The organism is Mucilaginibacter boryungensis, assembly GCF_015221995.1.
GTDB classification, from domain to species: Bacteria; Bacteroidota; Bacteroidia; order Sphingobacteriales; family Sphingobacteriaceae; genus Mucilaginibacter; species Mucilaginibacter boryungensis.
In genome coordinates this window covers 1,320,069-1,337,545 of record NZ_JADFFM010000002.1, presented here as the reverse complement: position 1 = coordinate 1,337,545, position 17,477 = coordinate 1,320,069, and the positions used below count along the sequence as shown (strand labels likewise).

At 43.6% G+C, this 17,477-nt stretch carries 13 protein-coding genes; 7 read left to right on the top strand and 6 right to left on the bottom strand.

The features are described 5' to 3' along the window. Window positions 1-21: 21 nt before the first annotated feature. Window positions 22-1,887 (top strand): M1 family metallopeptidase, encoded by a 1,866-nt coding sequence (locus IRJ18_RS18765; RefSeq protein WP_194107821.1) that lies wholly within the window; start codon window positions 22-24, stop codon window positions 1,885-1,887. Between the two features lie 10 nt (window positions 1,888-1,897). Here IRJ18_RS18765 and IRJ18_RS18760 read toward each other — a convergent pair whose 3' ends face one another. From IRJ18_RS18760 to IRJ18_RS18750, 3 genes are all read right to left on the bottom strand, one after another. Next, entirely contained in the window at window positions 1,898-2,632 is a 735-nt protein-coding gene (locus IRJ18_RS18760; RefSeq protein WP_194107820.1) for a DNA-formamidopyrimidine glycosylase family protein, read from the bottom strand. Window positions 2,633-2,712: 80 nt separating this feature from the next. Continuing rightward, the gene (locus IRJ18_RS18755; RefSeq protein WP_194107819.1) at window positions 2,713-3,054 is read right to left on the bottom strand and encodes a TfoX/Sxy family protein; all 342 of its coding nucleotides are present in this window, start codon (window positions 3,052-3,054) and stop codon (window positions 2,713-2,715) included. A 36-nt stretch (window positions 3,055-3,090) separates the two neighbouring features. Beyond that, window positions 3,091-4,410 carry a D-alanyl-D-alanine carboxypeptidase/D-alanyl-D-alanine-endopeptidase gene (locus IRJ18_RS18750; RefSeq protein WP_194107818.1) on the bottom strand — a complete coding sequence of 440 codons (1,320 nt, stop codon included), beginning with the start codon at window positions 4,408-4,410 and terminating at the stop codon, window positions 3,091-3,093. A gap of 62 nt (window positions 4,411-4,472) precedes the next feature. Between IRJ18_RS18750 and IRJ18_RS18745 the strand changes: the two genes are divergently transcribed. Continuing rightward, window positions 4,473-5,720, top strand: coding sequence for an aspartyl protease family protein (locus IRJ18_RS18745; RefSeq protein WP_194107817.1), 1,248 nt, complete (start codon window positions 4,473-4,475; stop codon window positions 5,718-5,720). 9 nt (window positions 5,721-5,729) lie between these two features. On the opposite strand, the gene IRJ18_RS18740 is transcribed toward IRJ18_RS18745, so the two are convergent. Beyond that, window positions 5,730-6,002 carry a hypothetical protein gene (locus IRJ18_RS18740; protein WP_194107816.1) on the bottom strand — a complete coding sequence of 91 codons (273 nt, stop codon included), beginning with the start codon at window positions 6,000-6,002 and terminating at the stop codon, window positions 5,730-5,732. A gap of 177 nt (window positions 6,003-6,179) precedes the next feature. On the opposite strand from IRJ18_RS18740, the gene IRJ18_RS21170 reads away from it, so the two are divergent. Together IRJ18_RS21170 and IRJ18_RS18730 are read left to right on the top strand one after the other, a co-directional pair. Further along, the gene (locus IRJ18_RS21170) at window positions 6,180-6,776 is read left to right on the top strand and encodes a collagen-like triple helix repeat-containing protein (RefSeq protein ID WP_194107815.1); all 597 of its coding nucleotides are present in this window, start codon (window positions 6,180-6,182) and stop codon (window positions 6,774-6,776) included. A gap of 178 nt (window positions 6,777-6,954) precedes the next feature. Then, the gene (locus IRJ18_RS18730; protein ID WP_194107814.1) at window positions 6,955-9,915 is read left to right on the top strand and encodes an outer membrane beta-barrel protein; all 2,961 of its coding nucleotides are present in this window, start codon (window positions 6,955-6,957) and stop codon (window positions 9,913-9,915) included. Window positions 9,916-9,998: 83 nt separating this feature from the next. Here IRJ18_RS18730 and IRJ18_RS18725 read toward each other — a convergent pair whose 3' ends face one another. Then, window positions 9,999-10,379: a response regulator gene (locus tag IRJ18_RS18725; protein ID WP_194107813.1), complete on the bottom strand. Its 381-nt coding sequence runs from the start codon at window positions 10,377-10,379 to the stop codon at window positions 9,999-10,001. An 85-nt stretch (window positions 10,380-10,464) separates the two neighbouring features. Beyond that, window positions 10,465-11,379 (bottom strand): alpha/beta hydrolase, encoded by a 915-nt coding sequence (locus IRJ18_RS18720; protein WP_194107812.1) that lies wholly within the window; start codon window positions 11,377-11,379, stop codon window positions 10,465-10,467. A 123-nt stretch (window positions 11,380-11,502) separates the two neighbouring features. On the opposite strand from IRJ18_RS18720, the gene IRJ18_RS18715 reads away from it, so the two are divergent. The 3 genes from IRJ18_RS18715 to IRJ18_RS18705 all read left to right on the top strand — a co-directional run bounded on the left by IRJ18_RS18715 (window position 11,503) and on the right by IRJ18_RS18705 (window position 17,474). After that, a complete protein-coding gene (locus IRJ18_RS18715; RefSeq protein ID WP_194107811.1) occupies window positions 11,503-12,771 on the top strand; it encodes a sialidase family protein in 1,269 nt (422 codons plus the stop codon). A gap of 84 nt (window positions 12,772-12,855) precedes the next feature. After that, window positions 12,856-14,025, top strand: coding sequence for a sialidase family protein (locus tag IRJ18_RS18710; RefSeq protein ID WP_194107810.1), 1,170 nt, complete (start codon window positions 12,856-12,858; stop codon window positions 14,023-14,025). Window positions 14,026-14,108: 83 nt separating this feature from the next. Further along, window positions 14,109-17,474 (top strand): SusC/RagA family TonB-linked outer membrane protein, encoded by a 3,366-nt coding sequence (locus IRJ18_RS18705; RefSeq protein ID WP_194107809.1) that lies wholly within the window; start codon window positions 14,109-14,111, stop codon window positions 17,472-17,474. Window positions 17,475-17,477: the final 3 nt, after the last annotated feature.

Below are 17,477 nucleotides of genomic sequence, written 5' to 3'. Positions count from 1 at the left end.
GCTTAAAAAACAAAAGCTTTTATGTTAAGATCGATCTTTGCTTCAGCGTTATTGTGTTTTGCCTTGTTGCAGGCTAATGCGCAAACCCTAACTATTCCTGCCGATGTACAGGGTGCCTATGATAAAGGCACCCGCACCCTTAGCGGCAAACCCGGTAAAAAATATTGGCAAAATCATGGCCGGTACAATATTTCGGTAAGTATGACGCCTCCCAACAAGACTGTTACCGGTACCGAGCAGATCACTTATTTTAACAACAGTCCCGATGAGTTGAAAAGCCTGAACATGAAGCTGATCGTTAACGTTCATCGTGCACCTGGCCGTGGTGGTGTTGCGGCTAATCCGGCACTGGGTATTACTGTTGATAAAATAGAAGCAAATGGCACTAAACTTAATTGGGATAATAGCGCTGCTATCACCACCAATTATATGCTTGATCTGGCTAAACCTTTAGCACCCCACGACTCGGTAAAGCTGAATATTAACTGGCACTACGATCTGGCTAATGGCCGCGGCCGCGATGGGTATATTGATTCTACTACTTTTTACCTGGCTTACTTTTATCCCCGCGTATCGGTTTATGATGATTATAAAGGCTGGGATACGCAGCCACACACCGGTGGGCTGGAGTTTTATAACGATTTTAACGATTATACCCTTAATGTTACGGTTCCTAAAAACTACATAGTTTGGGCTACCGGCGATCTGCGTAACCCCAACCAGGTATTACAGCCTGCGTTCGCTAAAAAGCTACAGGCATCTTTCACCAGCGATTCAACCATCCATGTGGCCACCGCGCAGGACCTGGCCGCTAAAAATGTAACCACGCAAAACGCCACCAATACCTGGACCTGGACCAGCCGTAACATCAGCGATGTAGCCGTTGCTGTCAGTAACCATTATGTATGGGATGCCGCCAGCGTACTGGTTGATGATAAGACCGGTCGCCGCGCAAGTGTGCAGGCCGCTTTTCCGGATGCTTCACAGGATTTCCATCACTCGGTACAATTTAGCCGTTATGCTTTAGGCTGGTTCTCGCGCAACTGGCCGGGCGTACCTTATCCTTTTTCAAAAAGTACGGCAGTACAAGGTTTTGCCGATATGGAATACCCAATGATGGTGAACGACAGTCATGAAACCGACCTTGTATTTGCCGAACTGGTGCAGGACCACGAACAGGCGCATACCTATTTCCCGTTCTACATGGGTATTAACGAAAGCCGTTACCCTTTTATGGACGAAGGGTGGGCTACTACGCTTGAATATTTGATAGGCATTAGCGAACATGACCAAAAAACTGCTGAAGATTTTTATAAAAAATTCAGAATAGTAAACTGGGCAACAAGGTTTGATCATACTAAAGAAGTACCCGTTATTACACCGGCTACCGAAGTAACCACTGGCCAGGGTAATAACTTTTACAATAAACCATCATTAAGCTATCTGGCTTTGAAGGATTTGCTTGGCGACGATCTGTTTAAAAAAGCCCTGCACACTTACATGGACAACTGGAACGGCAAGCACCCTATCCCATGGGACTACTTTAACTCTATGAAAGCCGGATCGGGCAAAAACCTTGATTGGTTCTTTTACAATTGGTTCTATACCCCATCATATGTGGATTTGAATTTAGAGAAAGCAGAGAAAAGCGGCAATGGCTATACCTTATCTATCAAAAACGTTGGTGGTTTTGCCCATCCGTTTGATGTAATTGTAACTTATGCTGATGGCACCATGGAAACTACCCATCTAACCCCAGCTGTATGGGAAAAAAATCAAAAAGAAATTACCGTAAAAGTTAAAGCGGCTAAAGATGTAAAAAGCATTACGCTTAATGGCGGTGTGTTTATGGATGCCAATGAAAAGGATAACACCTGGACAGCGTAATAATTCTGTATCACTTATACAATACCTGGCACACGTTACAAAAGTACGTGTGCCTTTTTGTTTTACCCAAATCGGCTTTTTGAAATGGGATATGATTGCGGGGACAGATAGCCTTTTCGTGCGCCAACAGGTGTTTTCTAAGTACCCCTTTCTTTCGCCATTCGTAAAAATCATTACAAAAGTTAACGGTTTCTTTTATCAGTTCGTTCAATTTGCGGGTAGGGATATCTTCAATTGCATTTAAAGGGTGTACTTTAACGCGGAATAATACTTCATTCTTCACAATATTGCCCGAGCCTGCAAAAATATCCTGGTTCAGCAATGCATCGCATATCAGCATCTTCGGTTTTGCCATCAATCGCTCCCGGGTTTTTCGTGCATCAAATTCAGGGCTCAATAAATCGGCCGACCAATCATAAACCTTGTCCAGCGGTTCCGTTATCAGCTTCACATTGCTGATGTAAAAATTTATTTCGCCGTTCTCAAATTGCATATGCAACGATGCGTTGCGCTTGCCCCGGTCGTTGATCCGGTAACTGCCGAATAGCCCCATATGGATGCGGACAGCAAAATCATGAAAGCAGATGAGCAAATGTTTGCCCCAGCTTTTTATATCGCTGATGGTTTGGTTTTTCAGCACATGCGGATCAAAACCTTTGGCATAACCATCGGCATCGATGATCTTGGCGCCAATAAAAGGCATTAGCGTTTCTCGCAGGATTTTTATGGATGGGCCTTCGGGCATAGTAAATGATATACCTTCGGCGTAATAGATTGTTTTATTTAAGCCTTAACAACACGAAAATCTTTATCGGTAAACACCCGCTATTTTTTGCTCGATTTGGCCAGTGGGTTAAAATCAAGCGCTAGGTTTACCCAATGGGCTAATTGCTTTTGGGTACCCAATTGGTCATAATCAATATAAATGTATCCTTTCATTACCGGCCCCGATTTTTTAACCATCATGGTAACCCCGGGTTGTTCTAACGCATCTTCATAAACATCGGGTGCCAGGCGGGCCAGCATTTTATCGCTTTTTACGGCTACGCATATTTTATCGTCAACCATAAAACATAAACCGCCAAACATTCTTTTTTCTATCACATTGGTAGTGCGCGCGGCAATTAATTCCCGTACGCGATCGGCCATTTTTTCGTCGTATGCCATAGGTTTATCATTGAATTATTAAGTGCTGTTAGTAGTTTAATAGTTTTCGTGTATATAGGTCATTATCCGCACCATTTCGCCCCGTATGTCGCCGGTAGGGCGAGTAAAGTTATTATTCATAAAGCTAAACGCCAGGCGCTTGCCTTTGCGTGTAACCAGGTACCCACTTTGGTTATGGTTATTGGCCAGCGTGCCGGTTTTTGCCCAAACAAATGGCACGCCGTTATCGGTTTTATAGGCATTGCGGATGGTTCCTGCAACACCGCCTATGGGCATCAGGCTGTGCAAAAACCGCTCATCTTTTATTTGTTCCTGTATTTTTACCAGTAGCTTCACAATACTGCGCGGGGTAAACAGGTCAAAACGCGACAGGCCCGAACCATCTGCCCATTGGGGCACATCCGGCAAGTCGTTCAGGTAGTTTTTTACCGAGTAATTAATAACCGAATCTTTATTCAGCACCCCAAACTTAACCGACGAGCATACCAGCAGTAATTGTTCGGCAATAAAGTTATCACTGGGTTGCAGCATGCGGCGATAAACCGAATCGGCGTTGGCATTGTAAATGGTTTTCGCATCACGGGGTATGGGCATGTGTATTTCAGTAACCGGTTTTTTCAAAGTATCCTGTAACATGGCCAAGGTTAATGCCGGCGATGTTTTCCACGGTATCTCCTGCTTAAAGTTTTTAGGCATTGGCATATCGGGATAAACAAAAGTATTATCGGCAAAATTTCGCTGTATGTTGAACGAACGCGGATGGTAGCTATTGTCGCGCTGCAAGCCGTAAGCTAAAAAAACAGGTTTCATTTTTGGCTTGCCATCGGCCCCGGTAGTTATCAGGGTTACGTTGTCCTGCATCGGTAGCTCGGTTATATCGGCCTGGTAATAATCGTTATAATCGTTCCATGGCCAGCCGCTTCCCCAAAAGCCGCCGGTATACCTGCCCGATGAAAAATAGAGGTTTTTATTACTATTCTTTAAAAATTCGAGCCCTTTGGTGCCTTTCAGGTCGCTGTGTAAAAACGATGGATCGCCCGTGCCCCAAAATATCAGCGAATCGCCGCGGGTAATGTACTGCAGGGCGGGTATCGAATCGCCCAGCATGCGCAGGCAGGTATAAAATGTAAACAGCTTGGTGTTTGATGCGGGTGTATAATATTTATCGTCGTTCAGTTCATATATCATTTGCTGTTTATCCAGATCATAAAGTGCAAAACCAGTAAAATGGTCGTTCACAATTTTCGATTCGTTAAACAGTTTTTTGATCTTGCGTGGTTGGATCGATTGCACTTTGCACGATTGAAAAAATAAGGCGGCAAGGATGAGGATGATAAAGGAAGGTGAAATTCGCATGTTGTTATTGTATTTTATTGCTTTTATTATACCTAAATTTAATTAACTAATTATAAGCTGCGTTGCAAAGTAATGGATTTACACCAAATATTCGCTATGGTGGCCTCTGGCTGCTTATTTTAGCGCTTTTTGTTTCGCCTTTTTTCGCCAACGCTCAATCGTTTGATCTGATCGGCACCAAAAAGCGCACTACATTACCATTCCGTATTGTGCGCAACATGGTAATTGTTGAACTTAAAATTAACGGAAGGGGCCCGTTTAATTTTATTTTAGATACGGGTGTGGGCCTGATGCTGATCACCGAACCCAAACTGGTCGATTCTATTAATATCACGTCAAAACGGACCATAAAAATATATGGCGTGAATGGCGAAAATTACGAAGCCTTTGTTACCCCTGTCTTAAATATCGAAATGCCTAATATCAGCAGTTTCGGGGTGTCGGCGGCCATTTTAAAGAAAGACCATTTTGGCCTTTCTAATTATGCCGGGATGCACATACATGGCCTGCTGGGGTACGAGTTTTTTAATAACCTGGCCGTAAGATTTAATTTTTACGATAGCACGTTAACCGTTTCCAGGCCACAATACATCCGTTTATTACGTAAGGGTACACGCATACCGCTTAGTATTGAAGATCAGAAACCCTATATCAATACACAAGTTAAGCTGCAGGATGGTAAAACCATGAAAGCAAAGTTGCTTATTGATCTGGGGGCGGGCCATCCGGCATCGTTAGAGAATTTATTGAAAAACGAAGGCCTGCCCCAAAACTTTATAGCGGCTAATTTAGGTGTAGGTTTAACCGGGCCGGTAACAGGTTATATTAGCCGGGTTAGCGAAATAGATTTAGGTAGTTATAAATTGAAGGATGTTATCACGTCCTTTCCTGATGTGGAATATCTTAAAAAACAGGTGGATATTGTCCCGCGCGATGGCAGCATTGGGATAGGTGCGCTTAAGCGGTTTATCATGATCATTGATTATACGGGCGGGGCCTTGTATCTTAAAAAAAGCGCAGGGTATAATGACCCGTTTGAACATGATATGACAGGGATGGAATATTTTTTTGACGGCGACGATTACAGCCACTTAATTGTAGGCCGCATTGAACCTGGTTCGGCAGCGGATAACATTGGGCTGCAAAAAGACGATGAAATACTTTCTATTAACTTTAAGGGTATCGACAAAATGAGCCTTGAGCAAATCGACGCTTTATTCCGCTCAAGGAACGGGCGTAATCTATTGCTGGAGGTTGCACGCGGCAAAAGCTTCATCAATATTGTGATGACACTAAAAAAAAGGATATAACAAAGCCGTTTATTTCAGCTGGCTGATATTGTCGAAAAACGCTGTTTGGAGATCGAGCAGCGATTTTACTTTCATCTTTTCACCATAAGGGTCGAAACATAAAAATTGCGATTTTTCTGGATGGTCCTTCCGCTGTTTTTCAAAAAAATTAAAGGTTTCAAAAAAGTAATGGTTGGTGGTTACATTACTTTTCCGGTCAACTTGCGAGGCATTCAGCCTGAAACCAAAGCTATCTATCCAGTTATGGATTTTTGAATGGAGTGATGCGCGAATGTTTCTCATGGGTAATATTTTATAATCTTAACGAAAATTTTTACCTATTGTTTAGAATAATAAAAATCCAGTTATAAACAATCGTCAATAAATAATGTTAATAATTATGCGCGGATTTAACCTACCTGCTGATAATGAGGAAATTCCTCCCTTGCGGGTAAAGTAATTAACATTGATATTTGCACTATGACAAAATTGCTACGCTATGTTTTATTGATAGGCATGATATGCACTATCAGTATATACTCGTGTAAAAAAGGGCCGCAGGGCGATAAGGGAGATACAGGCGCCACTGGTACCCCGGGGGCTACAGGCGCCACAGGGCCGGGCGGGCCACAGGGCGCAAACGGCAATACAGGCGCCACTGGTGCCTCTGGCGCTACGGGCGCTACCGGAGCACCAGGTGCGCCGGGTGCTGATGGTACCACCGTGCAAAGTTTCCTGCTCACAAATAGAAGTGTTAGTTTGGTGGGGAATACCCGGTTTTTAATACCCGCTATTACACAGGATATTGTTGATAAAGGCGTGGTATTGGTTTATTTTAGAACAACAGGCTCAACCATATGGTATGCTTTACCTTATGCCGAAGACGACCGTACAATAAAACTAACAGATTATGGTGTAGGCTTTATTGATATCAGGGCTAATTTTTCCTCGGGCGGGCTTGATTTTAGGGTGATAGTTATTGCCGGTACGTCGCTTACCGGCTTGCAGGCGGGCTACCCCGGACTGGATATTAAAAATTATACCCAGGTGGCATCAACACTACATATCATTAACTAATGTGTATATTATTTTTATTACAAAGCCGGTATTTCCGGCTTTTTTTATGATAATATGTAACAATGCTATGAATATTAAATATTTGATAGAAAGAAATTGAACTTTTGCAATCTGTTGCTGTAGTATTATTAGGTATACCCTGGTTGCGCTGCATCAATCAGATTCATTAATTGACTTTATGAAACGTATAACGCTTATTTTTTCGTTCTTTTTACTACTGGGTGGTTTCGCGCGGGCACAAACCACGCACAGTATTAGTGGTACCATTATAGATACCACTAAGCAAACCGTAATTGGCGCCAGTGTTAAGGTTAAAAATGATGCGGGCGATAGCACCATCCGTGTAACTGGCTTAGACGGCAAATTCTTTTTTTCGGAAGTAAAGGGCACTAAGGTGACCATTACTATTACTTCAATTGGTTACGAAGGGATTATTAAACACTTTACTTTTGCTGCCGACGGTAAACCACTTAATTTGGGAACAGTTATTTTAAAAGCATCCTCAAAAATGCTGAACGGGGTAACAATTGTGGGCATAAACCCGGTTACCCTGAAAGAAGATACTACACAATACAGCGCAGCCGCCTATAAAGTGCGTGAAAACGCGCCGGTTGAAGATCTGGTAAAAAAGCTGCCGGGTGTAGATGTAGACAAAGATGGTAACATTACAACCAAAGGTAAACAGGTAACTAAAATACGGATAAACGGGAAGGATGTGTTTGGCGGCGACGTACAAAGTATCACCAAAAACCTGCCGGCCGATGTGGTTGAAAATATCCAAATGATTGATGACTACGGCGACCAGGCCAATCTGACAGGGGTTAAAACCGGCGATCCGAACCAGATCATGAACATCACTATCCGTAAGGATAAAAACTATGGTTATTCGGCCAATATTACTGGCGGCGGTGGCCGCGATGCCTTGCCTAAACCGCAAACTAATGATACCCGTTACGAAGATCTTGTAAATTCATTTAAATTTAAAGGCGACCAGCAATTATACCTGTTGGCTAATTTTAATAATGTTAATGCCAATACTTTCAACTTTGGCGGCGGTGGCGGCGGCTTTGGTGGTGGCGGCGGTGGTTTTGGCGGCGGTGGCGGCGGCGGTCGTGGCAACGCAGCCCGTGGCGGTGGCAGCACCACTAATATACCAAACGGCATAACCGATGTACATACAGCAGGTTTAAACTACCGCGACCAGTGGGGCAAGGCCTTATCTGTATATGGCAGTTATAGTTTTGCCGATAATACAACCAATACATTCAGTACGTCGAAGCAAACACCCACTACTTCATCATCAAACTCGTCAACCAATAATTCATCCAGTAACGAAAAGGACCATATCACCAACCATCGTTTTACCTGGAATATGGAGTACAAACCCGATACTATTAACTATCTGAAGTTTACACCGACATTTTCTTATTCGAACACTAAAACAAACTATAGCGATGAGCAGCAGCAAACCTATTCAGCCAGTCCCGCAAGCAACAAGCACTATACTTCTACAGCCATAAGCAATTCAACATCGCCTAACTATGGTGTTAATGTTTTATATAACCACCGTTTCAATGGGCATGGCCGTAACTTTAGCGCGTTTATTACCGGTAATTCAACCCATAACGATCAGGATCAAAATCCGATATACAAATATCTGGCCGGTACACCCACCGCGCCGCTTAACCAGCTTATCAGCACCGGTAGCAGGGTTAATAGCATAAATGCAAATTTGTCATACCTGGAGCCTTTATCAAAAGTATCTTTCCTTGAACTTAACTATAATTATAGCCGTTCGCATACTACAAGCGATAAGGAAACAGATACCCTGGTATATAATGGTAGTATACCATCATCGCCACCTGTTTACAATCGGTATTCACGGCTAAGTAACGATTACAACTATAACTTTACTACTAACCGTGTGGGCCTAAACTTCCGTGTAGTAGAAAAAATGTATAACTATACCCTGGGCTTAGGCATACAACCGGCTGTTTTAGATGGTTTTTCGCCCAGTACCGGTGCAACAACACATGTAAGTACGTTTAATTTTGTACCTACTGCCAGGTATATCTATACTTTTTCAAGAAGCCAATCATTCAGCGCTAATTATAGCGGCAACAGTAACCAGCCTACATTTAACCAATTGCAGCCGGTTACCGATTTCTCAAACGCCTTATACCCGGTACAGGGTAATCCCGACTTAAGGCCAGAGTTTACAAACAACACCACTATCCGCTATAACAAATTTAGTTTTGCTACCGGCGACGTACTGTTCCTTAATTTTAACTTTACACAAACCGATCATAAAATTGTAACCAATTCGGTTATGTACCCCGCCATTTACACTCCCGACCCTAAATTACAGGGAACCATACTTTCGCAGTATTTAAATGCAAACGGGTATTTTTCAACAGGTGGCTTCTTTACCTATTCAAAACCGTGGGACAATCGTAAATTTACCGTATCGGTTGGTGGTACAGCTAATTATACCAATAACATTGGCTATATAACCACTATAGCACCTGTTACTTATGCTTCAACAACGCAAAGAAACGTAGCCAAAACCACTACTTTAACTCCAAACCTGCGTTTTAGAACTGATATCACCGATGTAATAGATGCTCAGTTTTTAACCTCGTATGCTATTAATAAAACCGACAACTCGGTGAAAAACAGCCTTACAGGTGCCAGCGCCGATGTGAGGGCATGGAATATTGGCTTAAGCGGTAAAAACTATTTCTGGAAAAACTGGACCCTGGGTTATGATTATACCAAAACCCTGAACTACGGTTATACTATCGCTATTACTAACCCCAATATCCTGAACCTGTATGTGGAGCGCAGGTTCCTGAAAAACAATATGGCGACAGTACGTTTAGCCGGTAACGACTTATTTAACCAACAAGCCGGGTACCAGTTAATTACCTCGGCAACATCAACTACCGAAACTAACACCAATAAACTTGGGCGCTACTTCCTGTTAACGCTTAATATCCGCCTGCAAAAATTTGCGGGTAAAGCACCGGATCAAGGATTTAGGGGTGATGGAAGCCCTCGTGGCGACCGTGGTGGCGACAGGGGTGGGCATGGCGACCGTGGCGGCTTTGGTGGCCCGGGTATGGGTGGCCCACAATAAAATAATTAATATACATAACAACAAAGCCCCGGTAATTTATCGGGGCTTTGTTGTATAGGTTTATATAATATATCGTATACCTATTATGATACCGGCACAACCAATACTTTGTTAATCACCCTTGTCAGGTCGTCCAGATCAAATGGTTTTGCTAAATAGGTATCGGCATGCGCATGGTTGGCCAGTAATTGTATATCGCTATTGGCCGAGAAGTAAATAACCGGGATATGCTTCAGGGTATCGTTGTTTTTTAATGTTTGTGTGGCAATAATACCCCCGGCATCGGGTATCCAGTTATCCATTAAAATTACATTTGGCTTTTCAGTTGTAACCCTTTCTATAATGTCATTACAATCGGTATAGGTAACCACGTCCCATCCTTGTTGAGTTAGTATATAGGAACAGATAGAAAGAATATCCTCATCGTCATCAAAAATGACGATCTTTTTTGGCGTTATGCTCATTTTGATAGGTAGTGGTATCTGCAAATATTAAGTATACCACAAAAATGTCGCATAAATGTTTTATAATAAGTGTTATATTTTTTTATTATAAAAATTGGTTAGCCGCCAGCCAATTATATAAGCGATCTATCCATTTGTCTTTTGTGGTAGCATTGTTCATTCCATAGCCATGGCCGCCAGCCTGATAAATGTGCATTTCGGCCTTTACACCATGCGCGTGCAATGCGGTAAAGTAGTTAATACTGTTGGCTACAGGCACCACTTTGTCGTCGGCGCTTTGCACCAGAAAGGCCGGTGGCGTATCGGCGGTTACCTGCAATTCGTTCGAGTATTCTTTAATTTTTTCAGCGCTGGCATTTTCGCCTATTAAAGCTTTCTTGGTACCTTTATGCAAAATGCTGTCCTGAAATGTGATAACCGGATAGATAAGCAATGAAAAATCTGGACGCAGGTTAATCCCTTCCGAATTATCAATTACCGCTTTTTGATAATGAGTAGATAAGGTAGAAGCTAAATGCCCCCCGGCTGAAAAGCCCATGATACCTACTTTGTTTGGGGCAATATGCCATTCGACTGCACGCTGCCTTACAATTTGGATAGCCCGTTGTGCATCCTGCAGCGGGCCAATTTCCCTGTTTTGCATAATGGCATCGCTGGGCAGGCGATATTTTAAAACAAACGCGGCAATACCTTTGGTGTTCAATTCACGTGCTACGTTGCTGCCTTCATCGTTCACTACTAAGTATGAATAACCGCCCCCCGGGCAAATAACAACAGCGGTACCAGTGGCTTTTGCCGGGTCGGGCAAATAAGCGGTAATTGTGGGGTTGACCACCTTACTCACTTTGCCCCTTTTGGAAGTAGTGTCGTTAAGTTCAACTACAGCGTTTTTTTTTGAATTGGGCACATTTTTATACAAGTGGATAATTGTTTGCGCCTTTAATAAACTACTGATAAACAGCACAGCTGTTAGTACTGTTAAGAATTTAAATATTTTCATTTTGGTAATAATGGTTAAACAAAAAATAATAAAATTAATTTGGTATTATGTAGTACATAACTATATATTTGTTTGAAGCAACCCTCAAATTGCGGTCTGATTATAAACCATAAATATTAAAAAATGAAACCACATGCTGCCAAATGGATCAGTCCTATGTTTTTCTGTTTCCTTCTGATTTTATTTTCAATTATCGCGGTATCAATTATTTCCTGTAAAAAAGCAAGTGCTATTGGCTCTGATAATGCTGCTGTGAGCAATAGCGATGGCAAACTGCAAACCGATGCAGGCTTAGCTACCGATACCTACACCAAAATATTTACCGGTAACACGGAAGGTTATCATTCTTACCGTATACCATCAATTGTGCGCACGGTTACCAATCATGTATTGATAGCGATTTGCGAAGGCCGCGACAGCAGCAATTTTGATTACGGGAATATTAATATCGTATGCAAACGGTCGTTTGATAACGGCGCTACCTGGCAGCCAATACAGGCGATTGCCGGCCCGGGAAATTATACCGATGGCAATCCGACGGCCGTAGTGGACCCTACAACTAATTTTGTTTGGATAGTTTATCTGCACAGCGACCAAACCCATTATACCCATTTGGATGCTAATGGAAATACTTATTATAAACCTTTTGCACCCGGCGACCGCAGGGTAATGGTAGTACATAGCGAGGATGAAGGTGCAACCTGGTCGGCGCCGCTGGATATTACAGCAACTACTACCCCGTCAACAATAGCACAGGATTACGTTGGCCCGGGGGTAGGGATATACAAAGCACATGGCACAAATGCGGGCTATCTCATCATCCCTGCTTATGGCCGCAATATTTACAGTACAGATCATGGCGCTAACTGGACATACAGCCTTATTACTAATGGCACCGCCCAATCTACCGAGAGTACGATAGTTGAAAAGCTTGATGGTACGCTGATACGTAACGACCGTGCAACATCAACGCAGGATTCGGCCCGGCGGGTAGCTTATGGCAGTTTGTCCGATCATTTTCCAACCTGGATATCTGATGCCCATTTGCCCGACCCCAAATGCGAGGGTTCTATTATGCGCTACAACGATCCGAAGCCAAACCGTATCATATTCCTTAATTCGGCAAGCAAAACAATCCGTACGGCCATGCAGGTTAAAATAACTTATGATGAGGGCAGCTCCTGGCAAATTTTCAAATCGTTTACTAACCATGGCACGGGTAAGCTGGGCGGCTATTCAAGTCTGGTAAAAACTTACGATAATAATATTGGCGCGCTGATAGAATACAATGAAAACGATGATATTAAAACCAGGTGGCACATGTCTATCGAGTTTCACAAATTTGGGTTACCGTGGATAATAGGCACCCAAACAGAACCGACGGGATACTAAAAAAAATTTTAACAAATAATTAGTAGTTATGTACTACATAATAATTAATTATTTATACATTTGTTATCATCCAATTATACTATAATGCTTCATACTAAAACAGCCAGAAAAATAATGCGTGTGTGTATTTTTTTAGTAGTGTTTACGCTTGCCTTAAAACCTATGACGGTCAGGGCGGCGAACGTTCAGGCACCAGCTGAAGATGTATTGAACTATATTTATAAACCCGGCGATAATGGCTACGCCTGTTTCCGTATCCCCGCAATAATTACAACTAAGCGCGGTGTACTGCTGGCATTTGCCGAAGGCCGAAAAAAAGATTGCGGCGATTCGGGGGATATTGACCTGGTACTACGCCGATCGGCCGATGGTGGTAAAACCTGGGGCCCCATGCAGGTAATATGGAGCGATTCCACTAACACCTGTGGCAACCCGGTACCTATACAAGATAATAGCACCGGCAAAATATGGCTGATCAGCACCTGGAACCTGGGTCCCGACCATGAGAAGGACATCCGCAGCCAGGTAAGTAAAAAAGGGCGCCATGTATATGTACTTTCATCAGACGATGAAGGCCAGACATGGTCGGCCCCGAAAGAAATTACCAATGATGTAAAACTGCCCGGCTGGACCTGGTATGCCACCGGCCCATGCCACGGTGTACAAATATCGGCAGGGAAATATAAAGGCCGCCTGGTAGTGCCGGTAAACCATGTGGAAGCAGCCTCGGCAAAAAACTTTGCCCACATCATTTACTCCGACGACCATGGCGCTACCTGGAAATTAGGTAACAACACACCACAGGATAAAACAAACGAAACAACCGTTGCCGAACTTAGTGGCGGTAACCTGATGCTGAATATGCGCAACAGCGATCGTGCGCATAAAACCCGTCTCACCTCTGTTAGCGCCGATGGCGGGGAAACCTGGGGCGATGTGCAAACCGATACTACGCTTATTGAACCAATTTGCCAGGGCAGCTTGCTTAACTATGCCATCTCGAAAAAAAGAACTGTTTTGCTGTTTATTAACCCTGCCAGCAAAACTACCCGGTCAAACGTAACCCTAAGGGCCAGTTTTGATGATGGGAAAACCTGGACCAATAGTGTGGTGGTATATCCGGGCCCCTCGGCCTATAGCGATATAGCGGTTTATAAGAAGCAGGTAGCTTGCCTGTATGAGGCCGGTAAAATAAAACCCTATGAGGGCATTGCCTTTAAAACTATACGCTTAAAGCAGCTGATACAACCTTAATAACCAATGCATTCTTTTTAAACCAAATTTATACCTAATTACCAATTAATAATATGTAGTACATCACTACTAAAGCACCAGTTATGAAAAGAAGATTTATTTATTTAATGCTCCTCACCTGCTGCCTGGCTATATGCAAGGCGCATGGCCAGTCAAACACTTTTGCAGTATCGGGGACAGTAACCGATGGCGCCAGGAACGAAACATTGCCCGGTGTAAGTGTAAGTGTAAAGGGCACCACCATTGGTGTAACTACCGATGTAAATGGTAAATACAGTATTAAAGCCCCATCGCCTGATGTTACCCTTGTGTTCTCGTTCGTAGGGTTCGATGCGCAGGAAGTGCCGTTAAAAGGCCGGGCACAATTAAATATTACCATGGCTGCCACCAGTCAGGCGCTAACAGAAGTTGTGGTAGTGGGCTACTCGCAACAAACCCGCGATAAAAACACCGCAGCCGTTTCTAAACTAGATACCAAGCAATTGGTAAATACGGCCAACCCAAGTCCGTTAGCGGCTATACAAGGTAAAATTGCCGGTGTATCTATTCCGTTATCAAATGGACAGCCCGGGGCGGCGCCGGTAAATGTTATTATCCGTGGTGGTTCAAAAACCAACGTATACGGACAGGGCACGGGTAACGCCAATGGTAACCCGTATCTGAATTCGGATGGATCGAGCCCGTTGGTGGTTATTGATGGCGTTTTCCGTACGCTAAACGACCTGAATCCTGACGATATCGAATCGTTGCAGGTAATGAAAGATGCGGCATCAACCGCTATTTACGGTGCACGTGGCGCCAACGGCGTTATTGTGGTGAAAACTAAAAGCGGCAAGTTCGGTTCTGGCAAAGCAAACATCACTTTTAACTACCGCACCAACCGTGAGGTGCCAACCGGCAAACAAAACTACATGTCGGCCGCGCAGTATCTTACTTTAGCTCGTACCACCATTCAAAACACATCCGATCAGCTGAATAAGAGCGATTTTCTTACCAATGCGGCCTTTTCTGCCGGGTATAAAATATTTACCCAAAAAGGCCAGTATGGCATATCAACCTATACCACCGCGCTCTTAAGCAACATTGTAGCGGTTGAAGGCCAGGCTTATGTAGATAACTTACTGGCGCACGGCTACCAAACCATGACTGACCCGGTAAACCCAGCCAACACCCTGTTATTTTATGATAACAATTACCAAAACCTGCTGTGGAACCCCGTTAACACCCAGAATTACAATTTAGGTATAGATGGTGGCAGCCAAACCACCAGCTATAATGTATCGTTCAATTATATTAACGAGCCGGGCACCTTTGCCGGGACTAAGTATAAACGCTACACCGGGCTTACCAATTTCAGCTTTAAAGCCAGTAACAATGTACAGATCAATACCTCTGTAAATTATCAAAACATAATGCCTAATTATGTTAATGGTTACACCAACGATATAGTGAGGGCAACCAGGATTACCCCGCTAATAAGGTTGTTTAAAGACGATGGCACACCAACTACCGGCGAAAACATGACCACCCGTAACCGTTTCCACGCGTTAGCTTACGATAATTTCAAAATATCGACAGAAAGGGTAGTATCAAAAGTTGATCTGGACTGGAATATTACTAAAGGGTTGCATTTCAGGCCGGCGGTATCATACGTAATGACCGATTATAGCAACCAGTTTAACCGCAAGGCTTTCCCCGATGCTATCCAGTTTCCTACACAAAGGCTAAAAGTAGATAGTACAAATACCCAGCGGCAGTTAATGATAGATCAGATATTACAGTACGATTATACCTACAAGGTCGATCATCACTTTATGGTGCTTGCCGGGTTTAACTACACCCAAAACAGCAGTCATTATGTAGATGTAAGTTCGCAGCGCGGTACTAACGATTATATTACTACCATTAGTGAGCCGCCACTTACTACAGTTAACGGTGTTACTGTAACCAACATAATTGCCGCTAATTATGGCACAAGTTCAAGTCTTAATAAAACGGCCAGCTTTTTTGCGCAGGCCGGGTACGATTATAAAGCGAAATACCTGGTAAATGCAACTATCAGGCGCGATGGTTTTTCGAACTTTGCACCTAATAACCGGTATGCAACATTCCCTTCGGCATCTGTAGGATGGAATATTTATAAAGAGAGTTTCTGGAAACCGAACAGCCCGGTAAGTACGCTTAAACTGCGTGGCAGCTGGGGCCAGGCCGGTTCAAGCGATCTGAGTTATACCGATACTTATGGTGGCTATTCAGCAACGGTGTATGATCAGCTGTCGGGGGTACAGCGTGCTAACCTGGCCAACCCTAACCTTAAATGGGAAACCACACAAACCACCGATGTAGCCATTGATGCCGGCTTTTTGAATGACCGCATTAACCTGACCGTCGACTTTTATAACAAACTGACCAAAGACAGGCTTGATTCAAAACCATTGCCTGCCGAGGCGCCTTTTTCGTCAATTATCTTTAATAACGGCACCCTGCAAAATAAAGGGGTGGAAATTGAACTGGGCGCAACAGTGTTACGCATGAAAGACTTCCAGTGGCGTACCAATATTGCCTATGCATACAATGCGCAAAAGATTATTTCATTACCCTATAACGGCCGTTTGAAGAACAGGCAGGGCGGCGGCGTAATTGCCGACCCGGTTACCGGCAAGGATATGGAAGTAGGCGGCTTTGCCGAAGGCGAACGCCCGTATGGCTATTATGCATGGCAGGTAGTAAAAGTTTTCAGTACCGATGCTGAAGCTGCTGCCTGGAATGCAACACATAAGGACCTTATATCAACCACAGCTGGTTTGGCGGTAGGTAAAAAGGCCGGCGATTACCAGTTTCAGGATGTGAACAATGATGGTGTGATAGATAGCAAAGACCTGGTTTTCCAGGGATATAAAACACCAGATGTTACCGGCGGTATGCAAAATACTTTCACTTATAAAAACTTTACCATGCGCTTTAATATGGATTTTGCTTTAGGTCATGTAATCGGAAATGGCAACCTGGGACGTGAGCTGGGCCAGGGCCGTGCCTATAACGAAGGCGCGCCTATTGAAGCTTTAGGTAACGATATCTGGCAAAAACCAGGCGATGAAGGTAAAAAATATGCCCGTTTCTCGTTTGGTGATGCTGATATCGGCCAAAAGAACTTTATAAGACAGGCGGCAAGCGATGTGGGTACAGGCAGCGCATACGGGGCGGACGTTTCTTCCCTAATCACTAAAGGCGATTTCCTTGCCTTCCGCGAACTTTATTTAAGTTATGATCTGCCTAAAAAAATCATCTCAAGAATTAAAGCAACCGGCTTAACCGTGTTTGTAAGCGCTACCAACATGGGTTATGCTACTGCCTACAAAGGCCAAAACCCCGAAACCTATGTGGGCTTCGATCCGGGCGGTTATCCACGCCCTAAAATTTACACGTTTGGCGCTACACTAAGGTTTTAATTT

Coding starts and splice junctions, on each gene's coding strand:
- IRJ18_RS18765 (WP_194107821.1), top strand. CDS start 22: ATGTTAAGATCGATCTTTGCTTCAGCGTTATTGTGTTTTGCCTTGTTG.
- IRJ18_RS18760 (WP_194107820.1), bottom strand. CDS start 2,632: ATGCCCGAAGGCCCATCCATAAAAATCCTGCGAGAAACGCTAATGCCT.
- IRJ18_RS18755 (WP_194107819.1), bottom strand. CDS start 3,054: ATGGCATACGACGAAAAAATGGCCGATCGCGTACGGGAATTAATTGCC.
- IRJ18_RS18750 (WP_194107818.1), bottom strand. CDS start 4,410: ATGCGAATTTCACCTTCCTTTATCATCCTCATCCTTGCCGCCTTATTT.
- IRJ18_RS18740 (WP_194107816.1), bottom strand. CDS start 6,002: ATGAGAAACATTCGCGCATCACTCCATTCAAAAATCCATAACTGGATA.
- IRJ18_RS21170 (WP_194107815.1), top strand. CDS start 6,180: ATGACAAAATTGCTACGCTATGTTTTATTGATAGGCATGATATGCACT.
- IRJ18_RS18730 (WP_194107814.1), top strand. CDS start 6,955: ATGAAACGTATAACGCTTATTTTTTCGTTCTTTTTACTACTGGGTGGT.
- IRJ18_RS18725 (WP_194107813.1), bottom strand. CDS start 10,379: ATGAGCATAACGCCAAAAAAGATCGTCATTTTTGATGACGATGAGGAT.
- IRJ18_RS18720 (WP_194107812.1), bottom strand. CDS start 11,379: ATGAAAATATTTAAATTCTTAACAGTACTAACAGCTGTGCTGTTTATC.
- IRJ18_RS18715 (WP_194107811.1), top strand. CDS start 11,503: ATGAAACCACATGCTGCCAAATGGATCAGTCCTATGTTTTTCTGTTTC.
- IRJ18_RS18710 (WP_194107810.1), top strand. CDS start 12,856: ATGCTTCATACTAAAACAGCCAGAAAAATAATGCGTGTGTGTATTTTT.
- IRJ18_RS18705 (WP_194107809.1), top strand. CDS start 14,109: ATGAAAAGAAGATTTATTTATTTAATGCTCCTCACCTGCTGCCTGGCT.